This is a genomic window from Phocaeicola sartorii JCM 17136 = DSM 21941 (assembly GCF_054653615.1).
The window spans coordinates 1,017,809-1,038,938 of record NZ_BAAIFW010000005.1 but is presented as its reverse complement, the minus strand read 5'-3'; the positions used below and the strand labels follow the sequence as shown (position 1 = coordinate 1,038,938).

The window sequence follows — 21,130 nt, the reverse complement described above, 5'->3', positions numbered from 1 at the left end:
TACGCAAAAATACAACAAAGAGCTATAACACCAAAGAATTCCATTAAAAATTTACTTATCTTGCAATACCAGTCTCACGGTCTACGTTATTCATAAGTTTATCTTCTGTCCGATGCTTATGACCATAATTGAAATTCCAGGAGAGCGTCAGTACCACCATATTGGCATTATCCTTAATATATGTCCAACTCTTCTTCTGCACCCGCTCATTCATCAACTTCCAACCGGCACTCCAACCGGCAGGAGTAAATGGATATAATACTCCCACACCTGCATTTAAGTTTTTCCACTTATAAGAACATTGTATCATGGAGCTTTTTTCCCCATAATCTATCGATTCTCCATAGAGCGAATTATATCGGTTTCCTATAGAACCATACAGAGAGAAATTCTTATAATTCAAAGACACATCCCCTCCCACATACCAGGCTGTATAATGATGCAAATATGAATTTCCCTTGCTCTCAAAACTATTCACTCCTCCATATAGGCTGACAGACAATAAATCAGGCACCACACTGACACTCGCATAAAGCCTTCCATTCCATTGAGTGAAACTCTTTTGATTGGCAGAGCTGTACTCGATGATATAACTTCCATCCGGCTGCACCACACAGTCTATCTGCTCCATGATAGGATTTTTACTATAGCGATGTCCTCCGCTAAGCTGGAAATTCATTGTTTTGTTGCCCCACGACAATTGCAAGCGATTCGTATATGAACGATAAGGATCCAGATGGCGATTCCCTCTGTTTACCTCCAAATCGGTAGTTTGCTGACGGATATCACTTAATGCGGACAAACTGGGGATAGAAGGTGAACAAGTGAAATTATAACGCAAGTTTGCCCCTCTGAAAACAGGATAAGAAAGAGACAGCATCGGGCGGAACATATAGAAAGTAAATCCTTCTTCCGATTCGTCAAAAGTCTGACGGGATGCCCCTATGCCTAAAGAATAATTCAACTGTTCCCATTTTCCTTGTGCTTGCACGTAACCGTAAAGGCTGGAATTATGCATTTCCGTAGATTCATTCACATCACCCATATAGCGGTTATGAGTATATGCCTGCATATACTTAACACCTGTCGTTAAAGTTACTTCCTTGAATGTTTTCTGATAAATACCTTCCCCTATCAGCGAATATCTGGAACCATCCGTACCATAATTATAGGAGGATACAGGCTTGCCCGCTTCAGTATAAGCTTCGCTATACTCACGTTTATAATCAGAATTGATATAAGTCCCTACCGCATTTAAAGCAAGAAACTGATCATGAGGCAGAATCTTTTTATAATATAAATCCAGTGAAGGAGAATTATAATTATATTCGGAACGTGTATAGTTATATAAATCCGTCTTTCCGGTTTCTTGTATCAATTGTCCATAATCCCCATGAGGTGAATCATAAATATTTTCCGTAAAAACGGCATTAAATATATACTTTTCAGGTTTTGTGATATTATAACTTGCCTCTATTGAATGGTCCTTATAATTGAAAGGGGTAGAAATTCCTATCAAATCGCGCTGGCGCACATCAGCGTCAGGGAAATCAAACATTTGTTCTTCATCCACTTTACGATCGTCATAATCGCGATAACTGAGGTAATAATTCAATCCGAACTGCGATAATTTATGAGTGGCGCGTATATAAAGATTATCATCTCCAAATCCGGTCGTCACAGCATTCATAAAATCCACGCCACCGGATACACCCGACTTCGCCCTGCGAACTACATAGTTAATCACCGCCTCCACTTCCGCATCAGCATAACGCACTCCTGGGTTATCAATGTATTCTACCCTTAAAACTTCATCAGGTCTTAATGCCTGTACTTGAGCCGTACTTGCTTCGATATCATTGATGCGAAGCTGTACAGTTCCGCCACTGACTGTAGTTATTTTGCGTTCGATACTATTTACTTTCAAACCGGCCAATTGCATGTGGCCTATCAGTTCATATCCAGAATTAGAAGATTTCACCTGCTTGTCTGTAGGAAGCACAATCTGGCGGTCTACCCGTTTCATCACATTGGATGCTTTCACCGTGACCCCTTGCAGCATTATTGCTTCATCAGCCAATGGAACAGTTCCTATATCAAGTGTGCCACTGACATTGTCCAACCTGATTACCTGGGTAATGTATCCTACAAAAGATATTTGCAACAAATAATTATCAACTGCAAGCTTATTTATTACGAACCTACCTTTTTCATCTGAAGTACATCCGGTGACAAAAGTTGAATCACTATGCTGCAATGTAATATTGGCATAAGAAACCGGTTGTCCTTTACTGTCCGCTACCCTGCCGGAGATTTCTACCTGCTGGGCTGATACAGCTAAAAATACTCCTAGCATAAATAGTAAACAAACAAATATTCTCATCTATTTCTAGTATTAAAATGTATAATAATCAATGGTGTAATGTTCTCTTCTTTAAACGAGCCAAATAATACCGAGGCAAACGAGCCCCGGTTCTTATTTTTAGCAAAGTATGCATGTCAAGCCCTTATAACCTTTCTTTCTCGCTTTCTCCGGCACCACTACCTTTATATTTATTACGCGTAGCATTAAACTTATAGCGCACCGTCAGCATCACTTTCCGGCTGTCATAGTTATTTATCTGCAAAGAAGACGCCCGGTTATAATACAAGCGGTTACCCGACTTTATGCCATGAAACAAATCCGTACCACTCAACTTCACAGACATCTTATTCCCCAGAAAGAATTTCGTAACCCCGGCATCCACATAAAAGACATTCTTGGTTTCCGAACAATTCTCCATATCGCCCTTACTCTGATAACTCATTTCCACCGAAGCCACCCAGCCGTGGTGAAAGTTAAATGTATTATTGAAAGCCCCCGTAAACACAGGTTTGTTCATCTTCAGCAATCCATCGGTAGTCTCCAGATCCAGCCATTGTTTTCGAAGACCGAAGCTTAATTGCGGTGACCAGATTCCAAACTTGGGCGCCAATGCCAGAAAGGCAGAAACGGACTTCAAGCTATGGAGATTCTTGAAAGAGATAAGCGTTACCGCCGGATTATGCTCCATTTGTTCCCCCCAGTAAATAATCGCGTTCCGTCTGTCATTATAATCCACACTGAACTGCATGAACTCCCATGCGCCCATCAAGGAAACATGATGATCCACCTCGTGCTTCAGCAGCGGATTGCCGGACTGGAGCGTGAACCGGTTGGCATACGTCACATTATTGCTCAACTGCTGATAGGACGGGCGACGCGTTTTTGCCGCATAACCAAGCTGCAACTGCATCTCACCTATTTCAGAACCCAATGAGACGGTGGGAAAGAAATTACTGAAGTTCCGGCTTTGCCCATCCACATATCTGCCATCCTCATAGTAATCAAAGTTCACCCACTCATAGCGTCCCCCCACCGAAAGCTGCCCTATGGGGGTAGCATGACTGTACTCTATAAACGGACTGATGTTCTGCTCTTTCAGTTTGCTGAACGAAGTCGGCACATAACCTTCCGGATTCATATAATCATCCTGCCGCTCCGTATGGCTGTATTCGGCCCCCGCCATGACAGTTCCTCCGAGCAGCGGACGGCTCAGCACCAGCTTGGCTGCAAAGAGCTCACTTCTCAATGTATTGGTGGAGGTGACCACCCTGTCTTCCTTATTGCTGCTTTCTTCACATTGTATCGTACGGTCTCCATTTTTATCAAACAGATAATCCGCGTTGAAATCAACCTCCGTCTTTCCTGCCATACCTTTATAATAAACATTGACCGAATGCGAGGGATTATAATATGCAATGGCATGGATATCATTCGCCAGATAGTCATAAGGTGCGCCGTCGGCATATACATCCGAATTAAATGCTGTGCGATAGCGGGCATCCGGATTGGCTTTCAATGTATATTTTACTCCGATTGAATGATTCTCATCGAATGCATAGTTCACACCGGCGATATTGGTAAACGTCTGCCGGTCTGTTTTGGCGAACTGATAATTGTCCTGATGCCAAAGTGTATCCACATACACGTCCTGAGTCAGCCGGCTTTCATCAAACCCTTCACTTTTTCTATAATACACGGTTCCGAACACATCCAGCTTGTCGCGCCGGTAGTTCCAGTTCAGCTGTTCCACAAAGCCGGCGTACTCCCACTGATTATAACCGGAACGCACATCAAATCCAAAACCTTCCCCGTTTATGGGCTTGGTCGTTATTCTAACCACCGCTTTCACTGACGCATCATATCGTGCACCGGGACTGGTTATCAGTTCCACGTTCTTTATGTCTTCTGACTTCAACTGGTCCAGCTCCGACAAGTCACGGAGCAGTCTTCCATTCACATAAATGATCGGAGTTCCTTTTCCAAACACCTCATACGCACCATTTTTCTTCTGAAGTCCCGGTATATGGTTCAGCACATCCTCCGCTGTACCCATTTTGCTGAGCACTGTCCCTTGCACATGGGTCTGCAACCCTTCGGCAGTAAGTTTATGTGACGGACGGTTCCCTTTTACCACGACTTCACCCAACAGATTGATGTCCTCGCGCATTACAATCGTTACCGGAGACTGAGCACATGACTTTATAACAGGTGCGTAACCCAAACAAGAAACTTTCAACAGCCTGTTATCACCAGACCCACTGATACTGAACGCCCCTTGTTCATCACTGATTGTCCCGGCCACAAAAGCAGAATCGGGAAGAGAAAGTACTACTATATTAGCAAAACCAATCGGTTGTTTGTGTTCATCTATCAGCTTTCCGCTGATAGTTTGCGCCTGCATGGACAGACTTTTCACCATTAAGCATAAGGTTAGTAATAATAACTTTTTCATATATATTTTTTATAAATTTACGCAAAAGTACAACAAAGAGCTATAACACCAAAGAATTTTATTAAAAATATGCTTTTTCTGTCCAATTACCTTAAGCCGAAAGAAGAAGTGGAGAAACTATAAAAGTTCTTTTAGAGACGTGCCTTTTCAGCCTCACCCGCTCCTGCACCTCGATATTTTCCCTTTGACGGGTTAAAGTTATAGCGCACGGTCAGCACCACCCTTCTCATATCCGTCCATGAATTCGTCTCACGCAACACATGCTGTACCCCGAACAATGTCATGTCATTGCGTTTCCAGTCAAAAACATCAAGACATTCCAACTTAACCTGCAAAGCCTTGCTCTTTAAAAATTTCTTGCTGATACTTACATCAATATACTTATCTTCGCCCAGCAGCATATTCTGAGTATTTCCCTTTCCCATATACACCGCATCCAGTGTCAGTTTAACATCCCCCGGAAGGCTGAAAGTATTAAACAACGAGGCATAAAATATGGGACGGTTCATCCGCTTCATCTCCCCTTTATGATTTAGTTCAAACATCTGCTTTATCATTCCCACACTATAATTCAAATTCCAACAAGCTAAAGTGGGGGAAGCGGACACCATCAATGTCAGTTTATCCATCTTCTTGAAATTCTCATAAGTGGTATGTGTGATATAAGAAGATCCTTCCAATGGACGGATGGTATAAGCAATGTTATCCTCCACATGTTGATAGCCGGCTATGAACTGAAGGAACCGAAAGGAAGCCACCATTGTCATATCCGATGTGGTGACAGGCTTCAGCAACGGATTCCCACTCAGATAAGTGTATCGGTTCACATAGCTCATGTTCCCATCCAGCTGGCTGTAGGAAGGACGTTCCGTCTTTCTGACATAGCTCAAGTCTATATTATATTGACCGGAGGTAAAGGCAGCAGAAACAGACGGGAACAGATTGTCATACGTTTTACTCTGCTCGTTTTTCTTCTCCCCGGCTTCATAATAATCAGAAACATTGTGTTCATATCTTATTCCGGCTCCCAGAGTAAACTTGCCCAACGTGGCACTATACTGAAGGAAAGCGGATGTTGTATTTTCCTTTACCTCATTGTCTGTATCTTCCAATATACCCTGTTCATTCTGAAATTTATTCTTCTGATATGTATTTGTGTATTCACCGCCGAGCGAGAGTTTCCCTTTCCATAAGGGATGTTCCATCACCAGCTTTCCGGCAAGCAGCCCATTGTTACAGTCGCTCCGGGTACTTACCGTCCTGTCCGTCGGATTTCCGCTATCTTCCTGAGTAGTCTGCTGATTTTCAGTCTTTCCACGACGCACATCCATATTGAAGTTGACCGATAATTTTCCTATACTTCCGGTATAGTAGGTATTTACCAAATGAGACGGATAACGATTTGAAAGCCTATTATGTCCCGTCCATTCATCAATGAGCGTTCCTTCCTGCCTCATCTGCGAGTCCATGAAGTAATGAGGCTCCTTGGTAGTATAGCATACATAGTCATAAAGCATCCCCATAGAATGTTTTTCACTGAATACGTAGTTGGCTCCCAGCCTTGCTTTATAGTTTTTTCTTCTTGCCACAGTAGAAGCCTTGGAATGCAATATCCACGGTGTATCTGTAAAGGCCTGTTCATCCAGCCGGGTATTTGTCCCGTCTTTTCCTCCGCTGTAAAACAATGACCCCATTATGTCAAGTCCTTTATGACGATAATTCAAATCCACTTGGTTCAACATAAAATAATGCTTGCCATACATGTGCGAAGTGCGTACATTGAATCCCAGTCCTTCACCTACCGGCCGCAGTGTTCTGATAAGGACTACCGCCTTTACTGTTGCGTCATATTGCGCTCCGGGGTTGGTTATAACATCCACACTCTTTATATCCTTGGAGTGCAACCTCTCCAGTTCTGCATTATCGCGGACCATTCTTCCATTAATATAAAACACAGGTTCGCCTTTGCCGAACACAGTAAAATTGCCATCCTTTCCCTGTATGCCGGGGACTTTTGCCAGTACATCATTGGCAGAACCTATATCACTCAATATAGAATGTTGTATATTGGTAGTTAACGCCCCATCTTTCAAGCGGGTCTTGGGCAAGTTTCCCCTTACTACCACCTCACCCAGTTGCTGCGTGTCAAACGATAGTTTGACAACTCCCAAATCTGTTCCGGCACAAGCCTTATAAAGTGTTTTATAGCCGATGGAAGATATACATACCAATTGCGCTGTAGAAGATTCGGGGAATGAGAACATACCCTGCTCATCACTGATGGTTCCGGCCACAAAAGCGGAATCAGGAAGAGAGAGTAGTACTATATTGGCATAAGGCATTGGTTGTCGGTTCTCGTCCACCACCTTTCCGGAAAAGGATTGCGCGGATAACTGTAAAACAACCATCAGAGATAAAAGGGTAAAAACTAATAATTTCATAAGCGTATTGTATCTACATGTAATCATATATTATAATATTAAGTTCTCTTCACATCTCAACGCCTGAGGGCATCGCGGATCAGGATACTCATATCTATCCGCTCCATAAACTTTGGCTATATCAACATAGCAAACTTTCTTTCCCACTCCAAGTTTGCAATCAGCATACACTTTACATTTCGTACAAGCATTATTTTCCTTCCGCTTTATCATTTGCTGTGTATATGAATACATTTTCAATGCAACATCCGAGTTCCATAAATCACGCAGCGTATGTTGTCGTACATTTCCAAATATGAAGTGTGGATTGTCATATAACATTTCACATGCTGTAGTATTACCATCTGCCAAGATAGACATTGAATAGCTATTTGCATTACATATCTGGTTTTCAGCTACAAATTCATCTACAGTCTTATATGAATGGAGATTATATCTTTCATCACTCATTTTATTATATAAAATATTAAAGCCAACTGATGAGCTTTTTATTTTAGTCATCTTATAAACATGAACCAAAGCATCGTCACTTGCTCTATAATCCGTATAGCCATTCTTATATCCAGAATAAAAGGCCGGTGTCAACACCCAATTAGCAACACATAACTGCCCTTCAAGAAAAGCACACAATGAATCTATTTCATTACTATCACTATTATATTTAGTCAGCACAGTACGAACTGTCACCTTTATCCCATTATCTGTACAATATTCAAACATATGCCTTACATTATCTATATAGTCTTCCTTTACATGTACCATCGTTTGCAAAGTGGACGGAAATACAGAATCTAATGAAAATTGCAAAAAATTAATTCCAGACTCTTTTAAGAAGTAAACATCATCCTTTTTTAACGGTATCTTCGTACTCAGCAAAGGTTTAAAACCATATAGACCAACTTTTCGTACCAACTTTTTCCAGTCTGGAAAAGCAAATATATCACCTCCTGTCAAAGCTAAATTAACAACCCCTATATCATGAGCTTCATCGATTACCTTCATGATTTGCCGACTTGTCAAATCATACCTTTTATTTCTATCTGCGTAGCAATACATACAATCTGTTCCGCACTTAGTGGTAATCATAAAATTAAGATTCAGCGGAATCGAAGGACGTTTAGGTATAAAGTCTGTAGTATAAAACAATTCATCATCTGTATAGACACTTCCTTCTGACTCCTCTTTAACAGAAGTCAGCAAATATGGAGGAAAAGATATCGTCACTCCTTTATAATTCCATCCTACTTTTATAGGATTATCTATTATCTTTCGAATAAACTTTTCAATTATATCCGACTTTACATTTAGAGTATTTGCTATTTTTTCTATTGAAGCATTTAACTCCCCCTCTCCAATATGCGACAAAATATACCCTATACACGGCGGAAGTACACTAGCAAAGGCCATAGTATATTCTAGCTTAGTGGTAATTAAAGCAGATTTAGAGATAATATAGGAACAATGCTTTTCATTTCGAATCACATATTGCGGATTTAAGTAGATATACATAATACAACTATTTTATACATAAAATAGTAAGGAGGAATATCCTCCTTACTAAATTGAATATTTGAGATTCACTATACTTATATTAAGAACTGGATGCGAACCATAATCAATTTTTTATAGAATTAATTATAATTGCCCCGGTCTAACAGGTCTAACTACAATCTGACCTGCACCTGAATCACAATTACAAGCTCCACCTTGTATCTGCTCCAATTCTGTTCCCAGTAAAGTTTCTGTTTCCTGCTGAGTATTTGTATTCATACCTCAAAGAATTTATTTACAAAAAAATATTATACACGTATTCATTTCACCAAGTATCCATTCCTCTACTACCAGAATAAACACCTTTTTTTAAAATGCACGCATTCTCAATAAAACAGTCTGTCTTATTTTATTAAGATGCTTAGAATAATAATCTAATTTCTGCTGACAAACTTACCATTATGGTAAAACAGATAAACTAAATTATTTAAGACCGAAATTTAAGATATACTTAAATTCATGCTGAACACCAGTATTCTTAAATAGTGAATCAAATTATATTGCAAATGTAAGTCAAGCTAGTCCGAACAATCTGGACTGACTAAATAGAATCTGCTATTTAACTTTTATTTATAATAGGATTATTAATGCCAAGCTGCAATAGTTCGTTAAAAATCAGCTAATCCTAAGTGGCTTTGACTGTAAATAAAATGAGTTCTTTGAAAAGTTTGCCAGTTACCGATGAACAAGGTGCTCGAATAATAAGAAACGGACATGAGGTAAAAGATAACCACCATCAGATAATACGACAAGCAGAATGTTAATGCATATTAATTAATATATAATTTTACACATTCGCAGATGTCCTTCTAAAAACGATTCTGTATCTTTGTATTTATTATTATCCTCATAACAACATGACACAAGCTTATAAAATTATTGGGCTGATAGCAACAGTCTGCATTGTTCTTTCAGCCTGCGTAGAACATGAAACAACCTCAGTTCGTATTTCTTCCGCATTGTCTGATGCAGAAGAAGTGATGTACGAACATCCCGACAGTGCTTTGCAGATACTACAAGATATGCACATATCCTCTTCTTCGAATCAACTGCAACATGCCACATGGGCACTGCTAATGACACAAGCCAAATATAAGAATGATATAAAGCAATCCGATTCTTTAATCAATATAGCCTATTCTTTTTTCACAAAAGGAAATGATATGCAACGGAAAGCAATGGTACTATATTATAAAGGTATAGTATATAATGAACACAATCAGGATGATGAAGCCCTAAAACAATTTCTTGAAGCTGCAAAAACAGTAGAATTGACCGAAGACTACAAACTCGCCTATCTCATTCATTCTAGTATAGGAATGATATATGCTTACCGCGAACTTAGTGATTATACCATGCAGTATTTCGAGAAAGCGCAACAATATGCCCAATTATCCAAATATAAAGATTACATAGCCTACTCCTATATACTGATTGCAAGAGCGTATGCTCTAAAATGTGAATATAATAAAGCCATAGAGTCCTACAATGAAGCTATAAAGTTGGGGAGAACATATAAACTAATAAAACCAACAGGGGATGCTCTGAATGAAATATCTATCTTTTATAATCATATCAACAATCACAAGAAAGCATTACACTATATAAAAGAAGCTATCCAAATAGAAGAAACAGACAAAAAAAGACTTAGACTAGGCGATACATATCGATATTTAGGTCAAAATGATTCTGCTTACTTTTATCTAAACAAAGCATCCCAATCAAATAATATTCATACAGCATACTGTGCCTACCAAGCGCTATTTTACCTTTCTAAAAAAGAAAAAGACTATAAAAAAGCGGTAGAATACAGCAATAAATTGTGGCAATATCAAGACTCCATCAATAAAATAGAGCATAGCAAAGTATTGATAGAAATGCAGGAAAAATACGATCAACAGAAAATCATTAACGAAAAGAATCAATTGCAAATTGAAAAAGACCGGACTATACGCAATACACTGATTATATTAAGTATTTTACTCTGCACCATTATCATTACTATTTATGGCTATCAACGTAAAATAACACTTCAAAGAAAAAAACTACAAGAAAAGGAAAATGAAATACGTTCCTATATAGAGCAACTGCGTGATAATGAAAATATCATTTATAGTAACCAAATGCGTATGGATGAACTCATTGCACAAATGAAAGAACACAAAGGAGCAAAAGAGTTATGGGAAGAACAACAAAATATGCTACAGGAAATGCTGCAACAAAATCAGCAGTTACAACAAGAGAATCTAAAACTGCGGGAAAACATCAACCATTATACGGCATCACTGGACGAAAAGTCCAAAGCTATGAAAAAGCTCGATACTCTGACACAAGAAAATCAATATCTGCACCAACGGGAAACATATCTTTGCAATTTATTAATAAAGCAAACAAATATCAAAGAAAAGATAAACGAGAAAGGTCTATTGCCCATTGATGCATTACTATGGGAAGAAATTAGAGTAAAGATAGACTATATATACAATGGTTTCACCGAACGGATCCGCTTACAAATACCTACCTTAACAGAAAATGACATGCAACTATGTTACTTGATAAAACTACGCTACAGCAATGTAAATATAGCACACCAAATAGGCGGACTCGCCTCTACCAGCGTTTCAAAGAGGAAATTGAGACTGAAAGAAAAAATCCTCCAAGAAATAGGGACATTCGACAAAAATCAGAATCTAGATACGTGGCTCATAGAATATTAAGAAGAGTTCGTCCATATTAAGTGAAAGCAAAAATAGATAAAAGACTGTTTTATAGCCTTTTATCTATTTTCATTTGTCCATATCCCGTCTATACTCTTTTAGCTATAATATTGTACTTTTGCAACAAATAAAATACAATATGAATATAAAAAAGAACATTACAATGAAAAAGAAAACGATTACTTGTATGGTTATAATGCTAACCATACTTAGAGTTCCCTGAATAATATCAATTAACTGATTTTCATTAAAATAGTCATGTGTATATTCCCTCATTTATCTTAAAATGGGTATCTTTGAGTGTTAAAAGAAGATTTTATGAAGTACAGTTCACAATGAAAACAGCTCAGCATTGATATATTTCGCTCCTCCCTGGATGGCTTATCCAAATCTAATCGTTGGGTTCAATTGGGTGCACTCTTCCCTAGAATGAGATTGAACGTTTGTATAACCATCGTTTGAATAATGGCAAACGCGGTGTCGGTAACAAACCCGCCCGCATGATTATCGGCTCGCTACTCATCAAACACAAAATGAACCAGTCTGACGAAGAAACGATTTTGGCTATTCAGGAAAATCCCTATATGCAATATTTCGTGGGTCTGTCCGAGTTTACCGACAAACCGATCTTTGACCCTACTTTGTTTGTGAACATTCGTAAGCGACTGGGCAACAATGACTTCAATAACATGAGTGTCTCTCTTCTGAAAAAACAAGTTGAAAAGGCCAGAATTTCCGCCGAAGAGAAGTCGAAAGATAAGGATGATTCAAATTCTGGTTCCAGTCCTGCTACAGATGAGGATGCCGAATCAACTAAATTTTTCATCTATCTAATTTCCTAATTGACATTTATTTTCTAATTTTGCAAATTATACATCAATTGAATAAACAATGAGAAGAACACAAGTTATTATTATACTAACTATCATTATCACCTACTTATCAGCTTGCACATTCCCTAATAATGGCACAACAATATTACTGCCCGAATTGACGCAAGCAGAGTCAATAATGTATGAACACCCGGATAGTGCATTACACATATTACAAGAGATGCAGGTCCCGGCATCTTCTGATAAATTGCAAAAAGCTACATGGGCTTTATTTCTAACCCAAGCTAAATACAAAAATTATAGAGAGGAAGTTGCAGATTCCACCTTCATTAATATAGCATACGACTACTTTATGCACCAAGAGAATACGCAGCGTAGAGCGATGGTGCTATATTATAAAGGTATATTGTGCAAAATAGCCGGCAAGCCGGAAGAGGCACAAAAACTCTACCTAGCAGCAATAGAGGAAGTGGAGAAGACAGAAGATTACCAATTGGCACACCTTATATATATAGAACTAGGCGATCTCTATATTTTCCGAGATTTATATGAGGATGCTTCAAAAAACATTGAAAAAGCACTTCATTATGCAGAATTAGCAAATGATGATAAATATATATGCTCTTCTTATATTTTTCTTGCAAGAATTATGGCTGCATTAAACCAAATGAATACTTCGATAGAATATTATCAGAAAGCGATTCTGCTAGCTGAGAAAACTGAAGATAACTATTTGTGTTCAGGCGCCATGAATGAATTGGCAGGGATATATACGAATATAAAAGATTATCAATCTGCCTTGAAATATGCACAGAAAGCACTACAGATAAAAGAAACAGACAAGATTGAATCCTTAGGGCAAAACTTCTTGGTGTTAGGTGAAATTTATTACAACCTTCCTATTTCTGATTCTGCTTATTACTATTTTAACAAAGCGTTGCATTCTTCAAGTATCTATACAGTTCGTGCAGCTTATCAAGGTTTATATTATGTAAGCCGGGACAATCATGAATATGAAAAGATGTCAGTTTATTGCGACCAGCTATTGAATTATCAGGACTCGATACAAACCCTAAATAAAAGTAGTGAATTGGCTGAAATGCAAAAGGAATACGACCAACAGAAAATTATCAATGAAAAGAGTCAATTAGAAATTGATAAGAAGAATATAATTAATATGATATTGTTGGCAGGAATAGAAATAGTTGTGGGAATAGCAGTCATGATATATATATATCAAAAAAAACTGCTTCGCAAAGAACGCCTGCTCCAAAGGAAGGAAGAAGAAATAAACCAGAACACCATTAAAATACAAGAGAATGAGATGATAATTGCCCGCAACAGAAACCGGATGGAAGAACTCGCCATGCAGATAGAAGAAAACAAAGAAGTACAGGAACAACTGGAAGAAGAACATAAAGCATTGGTCGAAATACAGCAGCAAAACGAGAGCCTGAAGCAAGAGAATGAAACGCTTCAAAACAATATAAATAAATATTCCTTTACCCTGAATGAAAAGTCTAATGAACTGAAGAGATTAGAAATTTTGGCAAAAGAAAATCAGCGGTTACGCGATAGAGAAACCTATCTATCGAACTTACTGATAAAGGACATAAGGGTGATCAAGAACTTGAAAGATAAAAAATCCCCCATCGATGTTTTGCAATGGGAGGAAATCAAGAAGAATATTGATTTGTTGTTTGATAACTATACGATACGCTTAAGCCAAGTGATTCCTTCAATAACGGAGAGTGATTTACAGATATGCTGCCTTATCAAGCTTCGTTTTTCCAATCCTACTATAGCAAGCATACTGAATATCTCTCCTCAGTCTGTTTCTAAAAGAAAGTTCCGCCTCAAAGATCGGATTACCCAAAAGTTAGGCTCATTAGGCGAAAGCCATACCCTCGATTTATGGCTTCTGGAATTTTAAAGGAACAAGCCGTCCATAAGGGGGATTATTCAAAAAGCATAAAGCGCTAAAAATCAAGAAAATATTTTTTCATGCTGTCCATTTATTAGGAAATCAAGTCTATATATATTTAAAAGCAAAAGCCTAATTTTGCTTCCATCAAAACAATATAAATAGCGAACAGTATGAAAATACAAAAAATGAAAAATCTGAATTTGCGTATGGCATTACTTGCCATGCTATTAAGTGGCCTGTCAATGCAAAGCATCTATGCATTCTCAGAGGCTACAAAAAATTTGCCTTTAAATGGACGTTGGGAATCCAACACATCAAGAAGCCTTTCTCCCACCCCTACCGCTTCTTACGATTCCCAATCCATCTACATTGAGAATCCCTCTCCCAACTGCGACATCACCATTACCGTCACCAGCAGTACCGGAGAAGAAGTCTACCGCCAAACCTTCTCCGAGTCACAAACAGCTTATATGGTAATCCAGACAGGAAATCTTCCTTCAGGACAATATACGCTGCAAATGACCAATAACCAAGGTGACTACCTGACGGGAATCTTTAAAATCTAACCCTTAAAAACACAAAATACAATGACTAAAGTTGAACTAAAAAAGATTTTCTATATGGATCATCTAATCCATACTAGAAAAACAGGCACAGCCGCAGAATTTGCAACAAAGCTAGGTGTAGCACGCTCTACATTCTTTGAATATATGGATTATATGCGTAACGAACTCAACATAGTGATACTGTACGACAGATCTGCCAAAACTTATTACTATGGTGACAAAGGTCTATATGATTCATTGAAACAATGGATTGCATAGGACAAGCATTGTAAAACAGAAAACACGACAATGAGCAAATTCCCATTCTATAAACAGCTGGATGCCATGGACTGCGGCCCTACCTGCCTGAGAATGATAGCCAAATTTTACGGAAAGACATTCTCGGTGCAGCAGTTGCGCGAACAGTCGTACATACAGCGCACCGGGGTGAACCTGCTGGGTATCAGTGAAGCGGCAGCCAGCATAGGGTTACGTGCCACGGGCATCCGCACCTCTATGGATAAACTGAAACAGCAATCCAAGCTGCCCTGCATCATCCACTGGAACCAAGAGCACTTTGTGGTGCTTTACAAAATAGAAAAGAAAAAAGGAAAAACCTGGTTCTACATTGCCGATCCGGCTTACGGACTGCTGAAGTATGAAGAACAGGAACTGAAGAAGTGCTGGATCAGCACCACCCAGGGAGGAATAGAAAAAGGAATAGCCATGTTGCTGGATGTCACACCGCAATTTTACGAGGCAGAGCCCATAAAATACGAGAAGCTGTCCTTGTGGTATCTGTTCCACTATGTCCGCCCGTACAAAAAAGCCATGATGCAGCTCGTCATCGGACTGCTGGCGGGCAGCTTGCTGCAACTGGTCTTCCCGTTTCTTACACAAACCATTGTAGACCAAGGCATCGGGCACCGGAATCTGAACTTTATCCAGCTAATTCTGGCAGCACAGCTCATGTTGGTATTCAGCCGCACACTGATAGAGGTAATCCGGCGCTGCATACTGCTCCACATCAGTACGCGCGTAAACGTGTCGCTCATCTCCGATTTCCTCTCCAAGCTGATGCGGCTGCCCATGCGCTTCTTTGACAGCAAGCTGGAAGGCGACCTGATACGGCGTATCGAGGATCACAACCGCATAGAAAGTTTTCTCACCCAGTCTGTGCTGAACATACTCTTCTCCACCCTTACAGTGGTTATCTTCGGGGTTGTACTGGCCATTTACAGCTGGAAGATATTTCTGATTTTTCTCCTGTTCAGCCTGGCATATATAGGATGGGTGAAACTGTTCATGCGGAAACGGGCAGACCTCAACCGGAAAAATTTTGAACAGATGTCCGTCAATCAGAACAATCTGATGCAGCTCATCTATGGCATGCAGGACATCAAGCTGCTGGGCTGTGAACAACAGAAACGCTGGGAATGGGAAAATATACAAGCCTCTCTGTTCCGCATTAATATGAATTCACTCAACCTGGGGCAGTGGCAACAGGTGGGAGCCGTGCTTATCAACGAAGTAAAAAACGTATTGATTACCGTCCTTTCGGCCACCGCCGTACTGCATGGAAGCATCACGCTGGGCGTAATGCTCTCCATACAGTACATCATCGGACAGATGCAAGGCCCTGTCACGCAGTTTGTATCTTTTATGCAAGACACGCAGGATGCCCAACTGAGTCTGGAGCGTCTGGGAGAGATACATGGCAAGCCCGATGAGGAGACGGAAGGCATGGAGCAGGAAACTGAGATATCCGGCAAAGACCCCATCCGGCTGAATAATGTCATCTTCACCTACGGTTCCGAAAAATCAAAACGGATCATCAAAGGGCTTTCACTGGATATACCGGCCGGAAAAACCACCGCCATCGTAGGCCTCAGCGGAAGCGGAAAAACAACCTTGATCAAACTGATGCTGGGATTCTACCCTCCCACAGAAGGGGCAGTCACCATAGGAAGCCAGTCTCTACAGAAAATCAGTTTCAAAGAGTGGCGCAAGCATTGTGGCGTGGTGATGCAGGAGGGATTTATCTTTGGAGACACCATAGCCAACAACATCGCTCCGGATGGAAACATGATAGACAAGAAACGGCTGCTCTATGCCGTGGAGATGGCGAACATACGCGACTTTATAGAATCATTGCCCTTGAAGTATAACACCAAAATAGGCAACACGGGACAAGAACTGAGCCAGGGACAGAAGCAACGCATCCTGATAGCGCGCGCCATCTATCGCAATCCCGACTATCTGTTCTTCGACGAAGCGACCAATGCCCTCGACACGGACAATGAAAAGGTGATACAGGGCAATCTGGAGAAGTTCTTCAAGGACAAGACAGTGGTCATTGTTGCCCATCGCCTGAGCACGGTGAAAAACGCCGACCAGATAGTGGTGCTGAAAGAAGGAGAAATAACCGAAAAGGGTACGCACAATGAACTGATTGCCCGGCAGGGAGATTACTACAGATTGGTAAAGAACCAACTGGAACTGAGCGCGTGATATCACACTGGATAAGGCAAACACAATATGTGGCGGATGTTCACGAACATGGTTTTATCAAGAAGAAAAAGAGAAATTCATGGAACATCCTAAAGAAACATTGTGCAAACAAAACAAAATACACTTGGAGCGTATCCTATTAATGATAGCACAAATCAAACAAGACCGAAAAACATGGGAACAATTATCAACAAGACAAAAAATATGAAATATAAACTACTCGCCCTCTTATTCGGCTGGATGTGCACTTCCGCCGCAACAGGACAGATCAAAGTTCAAGGAACTGTAATGAATGAAAAAAAGAGCCCGATAGAGTACGCCAATATCGTATGGCTGTCTCTGCCGGACAGTACTTTCATACAAGGAACTGTCAGTGGTGTTGACGGTACTTTCACCTTGGAGTATCCAGAAAAGGAAAAAGGATTGCTGCGTGTATCGTGCATCGGCTATGCCACTTTGTATCTGCCCGTAGATGCCGGCAAACCAATATCCGGAGAACTGCTGTTGAGTGACGACACGCAAATGATGCAAGAAGTAATGGTACACGGCGAACCACCACGTACCCGGATAAAAGGCGGTTCCTTACTGACCAATGTGGCAGGCACCTTGCTGGAGAAAGCGGGAACAGCAGAAAACATGTTGAGTAGGATACCGGGCGTCTCGAACGATGGAGGAACCGTATCTGTTTTCGGACGAGGAACAGCAGAGGTGTATATCAACAGTAGAAAAATACACGATCTTTCAGAACTAGACCGATTGGCAAGCAACGAGGTGAAGTCGGTAGAGGTCATCAACAATCCCGGAGCACGCTATGCCGCCTCCGTGAAAGCCGTGGTACGCATCACCACCAAACGGATACAAGGAGACGGATTCGGATTCAACAATCGCACGCATGTGGCATATAACAAAAAATGGAGTCTGCTAGACCAGTTTAACTTCAACTACCGTACCGGAGGATTCGACCTCTCCGGCACACTGATGGGAAGCAACAAACACGACTGGAATAAAAAAGAAATCAGTCAGCAAACACGACTGAACAAGACCTGGCAACAGCAATCGAACATACAAGAAAACGAACACAGCCAACAAATCTATACCATGTTTTCTGCCAATTACGTGTTCAATCCCAACCACACCGCCGGAGCACGATACAGCTTTACACGCCTGCCCGGATATGACAGTTGGGGAAGTATGAAAAGTGAAGTGTCAGAAGACAATACCTCAAAGGAACATTTACTAAGCCTCTATGACAGTAGAGATCAACAGAGCCAGCATTCGCTGAACTTCTATTACCAAGGCAACATCAATGAATGGAAAATAGACTTCAATGCGGACATACTGAAAAGAAACAATCATTCAGCCAATCTGACACATGAGAACTTGCATTACTATACCGAAGACACAAAAGACGAACGGACGATAAACACCCTAAGCCGGACAAACAACGGTCTTTATGCCGGGAAACTGGTCTTGTCGCACACAATAGCAGGTGGGGACTTCTCTATAGGAGGGGAATACGTCCATACAAAACACCACAATCAGTTCAGTAATGCAGAAGCTATTCTAAAAGACAATGACAGCAAAATACGCGAAAAAAACTTCTCCGGATTTTTGGAATACAGTCACAGTTTCGGTCTTCTGTATGTACAGGCAGGAGTCCGGTACGAGCACATCACGTCCGAATATTACAAGCAGGGAACGAAAAGCGAAATGCAAAGCAAGCATTATAATAACTGGTTTCCCTCGGCAACAGTCATGCTTCCCTTGGAAAAATTACAACTTTCACTGAGTTACACCTCGGATATCCTCCGTCCATCATATCACGAGTTACGCCCTAATATCGTGTACAATAACCGCTATACTTACGAGAGCGGAAATCCGCTGCTCCACCCACAATTATCACAAAACCTGATATTGAACGCAGTGTATAATGACGCGCAACTGACTGCCGGTTATCGACATACAAAGAACGCTATCGTCATGGCAAGCAGCCCGTATTCACCAGACAATCCTACAATCGCTTTACTGAAAACGATCAATGCGGAAAGCTACGACAACCTGTTTGCTTCATTGGCTTTCTCACCCACTGTCGGCATTTGGTCGCCTCAGTTTATAGGAACGATCTCCCAGCAATGGTTCCGGGCAGACACTCCCGAAGGAAAGCATATACTAGATACTCCAATCGTCAGCCTGTCATGGGACAATAGTCTGCAACTACCTTGCAACTTCCTCGTTAACGCAGACCTTTCATGGAGTTCCACCGGACACAGTGAAAACATCAAGCTGTTGCGTTCCACATGGTCTGCTGACCTTAGTCTTTTCAAAAGCTGGATGAACAGCCGGTTGAGCTGCCAGATCCGTGTCCACGATCTGTTCAACAGCACACGGACGCACACCATCGCCTATTTAGGCGAGTTACAAACTTTAGGCACATACCTACCTGCCCAGTCGCGCAGTGTCAGCCTGACGATACGTTACAAATTCAATCAGGCACGGAGCAAATATAAAGGTACAGGAGCCGGAGAAACACAGAAAGACCGAATGTAAAAAAGCATCCAGTCCGATATGGACAGACCATCTATCTTTGCAGTATTACCCTATTATTAACATGCCATGGAAGAAATATATAAAGCTACAGATAAAGAAAACAGAGATGTAGAAATATACAGCCGGGAAAACAACGACATGCTGGGCGATATGCCCCGATGGCTGATACATACGGGAAGCTATATTGTTTATGGTCTTATCGCGTTCCTGATTGCCGGAACCGCCTTATTTAAATATCCTGAAACAATAAAGAAGGACATTACCATTGATGATATGGGCAGCGTGGAATGGATTACCGCCAATCAGGGAGGAATGGTAGACCGGTTTTTTGTGGAAAACCAGTCGCAGGTAAAACGGAATGATACATTGGGCATACTGAAAAATACGGCCTCGCTGGAGGATGTGCAAAAGTTCTGCAACGTCCTTACCAACATAGAATGGTATTACCGGACCAACGACATCAACTATCTGCAAAATTATCCGTTCAATCTGATCATGGGGGAAATGGCTCCGGCATACGAGCAATTCACCCAAGCGGTACGCACCTGTGTCATGTACCAGGAATTCGACTTGTACCCGCAGAAAAAGAAGTTTCTGGACGACGAGATGAAAATACTGAACAGTTCCGGACAGGCAGACGCACTGGATATACTCAAGGTGAAACGGGAACTGTTCGAACTGGAGATTAACCATAAGATGGAAATGGGAAAAAACCAGCGGATGCTGGAACTGGCATACGAGACTATGGTGAACAGCCTCAGAACTTGGGACAGGAAGTATCTGATAAAAAGCCGGCATGACGGCATAGTGGTATGGGGGAAAAGCTGGGGCATGAGCCACCGGGTCAATGAGGGGGATACCCTGTGCACCGTTATCTCCAAACAACAGGAAAACCCTTTGGGGCATATCAGCTTGTCGCAAGATGAAGTGGCGGAAGTAGCGGTGGGGGACCATGTGAACATAGAGCTGAACAAATATCCCACACACGCTTACGGAGTGCTGCCGGGAAAAATAGCGTCCATCTCTTTTGTACCTTACAATAAAAGCTATGCGGTGGAAGTCGCCTTCCCGGAAGGGCTGACGACAACGAACCATAAAGAAATAAAATATGAGATAGACCTGTCCGGCAAAGCGGAGATCATCACTTCGAGCCGAAGCATAATGAGCCGGATATTCGCCCCCATATACGAACTTTTCAAACAAAAATAAACGGATTCATAAACCTATTAAAAACACAGGAC

14 protein-coding genes are annotated in these 21,130 nt (G+C 40.9%); 9 read left to right on the top strand and 5 right to left on the bottom strand.

Annotated elements, in window-relative coordinates; genetic code table 11:
- Positions 1-55 precede the first annotated feature (55 nt).
- The 5 genes from ACYQ0C_RS04365 to ACYQ0C_RS04345 form a co-directional block, all read right to left on the bottom strand.
- Entirely contained in the window at positions 56-2,383 is a 2,328-nt protein-coding gene (locus ACYQ0C_RS04365; RefSeq protein ID WP_016277114.1) for a TonB-dependent receptor, read from the bottom strand.
- Between the two features lie 124 nt (positions 2,384-2,507).
- On the bottom strand, positions 2,508-4,817 hold the full coding sequence (locus ACYQ0C_RS04360) for an outer membrane beta-barrel protein (protein ID WP_016277113.1): 2,310 nt from the start codon (positions 4,815-4,817) through the stop codon (positions 2,508-2,510).
- A gap of 131 nt (positions 4,818-4,948) precedes the next feature.
- The gene (locus tag ACYQ0C_RS04355) at positions 4,949-7,258 is read right to left on the bottom strand and encodes an outer membrane beta-barrel family protein (RefSeq protein ID WP_032942000.1); all 2,310 of its coding nucleotides are present in this window, start codon (positions 7,256-7,258) and stop codon (positions 4,949-4,951) included.
- A gap of 30 nt (positions 7,259-7,288) precedes the next feature.
- The gene (locus ACYQ0C_RS04350) at positions 7,289-8,767 is read right to left on the bottom strand and encodes a radical SAM/SPASM domain-containing protein (RefSeq protein WP_016277111.1); all 1,479 of its coding nucleotides are present in this window, start codon (positions 8,765-8,767) and stop codon (positions 7,289-7,291) included.
- A 126-nt stretch (positions 8,768-8,893) separates the two neighbouring features.
- Positions 8,894-9,028: a hypothetical protein gene (locus ACYQ0C_RS04345; RefSeq protein ID WP_016277110.1), complete on the bottom strand. Its 135-nt coding sequence runs from the start codon at positions 9,026-9,028 to the stop codon at positions 8,894-8,896.
- Between the two features lie 638 nt (positions 9,029-9,666).
- Between ACYQ0C_RS04345 and ACYQ0C_RS04340 the strand changes: the two genes are divergently transcribed.
- The 9 genes from ACYQ0C_RS04340 (at position 9,667) to ACYQ0C_RS04300 (ending at position 21,098) form a co-directional block, all read left to right on the top strand.
- Positions 9,667-11,526, top strand: coding sequence for a tetratricopeptide repeat protein (locus tag ACYQ0C_RS04340; RefSeq protein WP_016277109.1), 1,860 nt, complete (start codon positions 9,667-9,669; stop codon positions 11,524-11,526).
- Positions 11,527-11,969: 443 nt separating this feature from the next.
- Positions 11,970-12,368: a transposase gene (locus ACYQ0C_RS04335; protein WP_025076760.1), complete on the top strand. Its 399-nt coding sequence runs from the start codon at positions 11,970-11,972 to the stop codon at positions 12,366-12,368.
- Positions 12,369-12,417: 49 nt separating this feature from the next.
- A complete protein-coding gene (locus ACYQ0C_RS04330; protein WP_016277107.1) occupies positions 12,418-14,292 on the top strand; it encodes a tetratricopeptide repeat protein in 1,875 nt (624 codons plus the stop codon).
- Between the two features lie 164 nt (positions 14,293-14,456).
- Positions 14,457-14,852: a DUF3244 domain-containing protein gene (locus ACYQ0C_RS04325; protein WP_016277106.1), complete on the top strand. Its 396-nt coding sequence runs from the start codon at positions 14,457-14,459 to the stop codon at positions 14,850-14,852.
- A 54-nt stretch (positions 14,853-14,906) separates the two neighbouring features.
- On the top strand, positions 14,907-15,110 hold the full coding sequence (locus ACYQ0C_RS04320; RefSeq protein WP_235783080.1) for a hypothetical protein: 204 nt from the start codon (positions 14,907-14,909) through the stop codon (positions 15,108-15,110).
- A gap of 30 nt (positions 15,111-15,140) precedes the next feature.
- Complete coding sequence (locus ACYQ0C_RS04315; RefSeq protein ID WP_016277104.1) at positions 15,141-17,342, top strand: peptidase domain-containing ABC transporter; 2,202 nt, start codon at positions 15,141-15,143, stop codon at positions 17,340-17,342.
- 79 nt (positions 17,343-17,421) lie between these two features.
- Complete coding sequence (locus ACYQ0C_RS04310) at positions 17,422-17,550, top strand: hypothetical protein (RefSeq protein ID WP_016277103.1); 129 nt, start codon at positions 17,422-17,424, stop codon at positions 17,548-17,550.
- Positions 17,547-19,889, top strand: coding sequence for an outer membrane beta-barrel protein (locus ACYQ0C_RS04305; RefSeq protein ID WP_167330612.1), 2,343 nt, complete (start codon positions 17,547-17,549; stop codon positions 19,887-19,889). The genes ACYQ0C_RS04310 and ACYQ0C_RS04305 overlap by 4 nt, the downstream gene beginning before the upstream one ends.
- 66 nt (positions 19,890-19,955) lie before the next feature.
- On the top strand, positions 19,956-21,098 hold the full coding sequence (locus ACYQ0C_RS04300; protein WP_016277101.1) for an HlyD family secretion protein: 1,143 nt from the start codon (positions 19,956-19,958) through the stop codon (positions 21,096-21,098).
- The last annotated feature ends 32 nt before the right edge of the window (positions 21,099-21,130 follow it).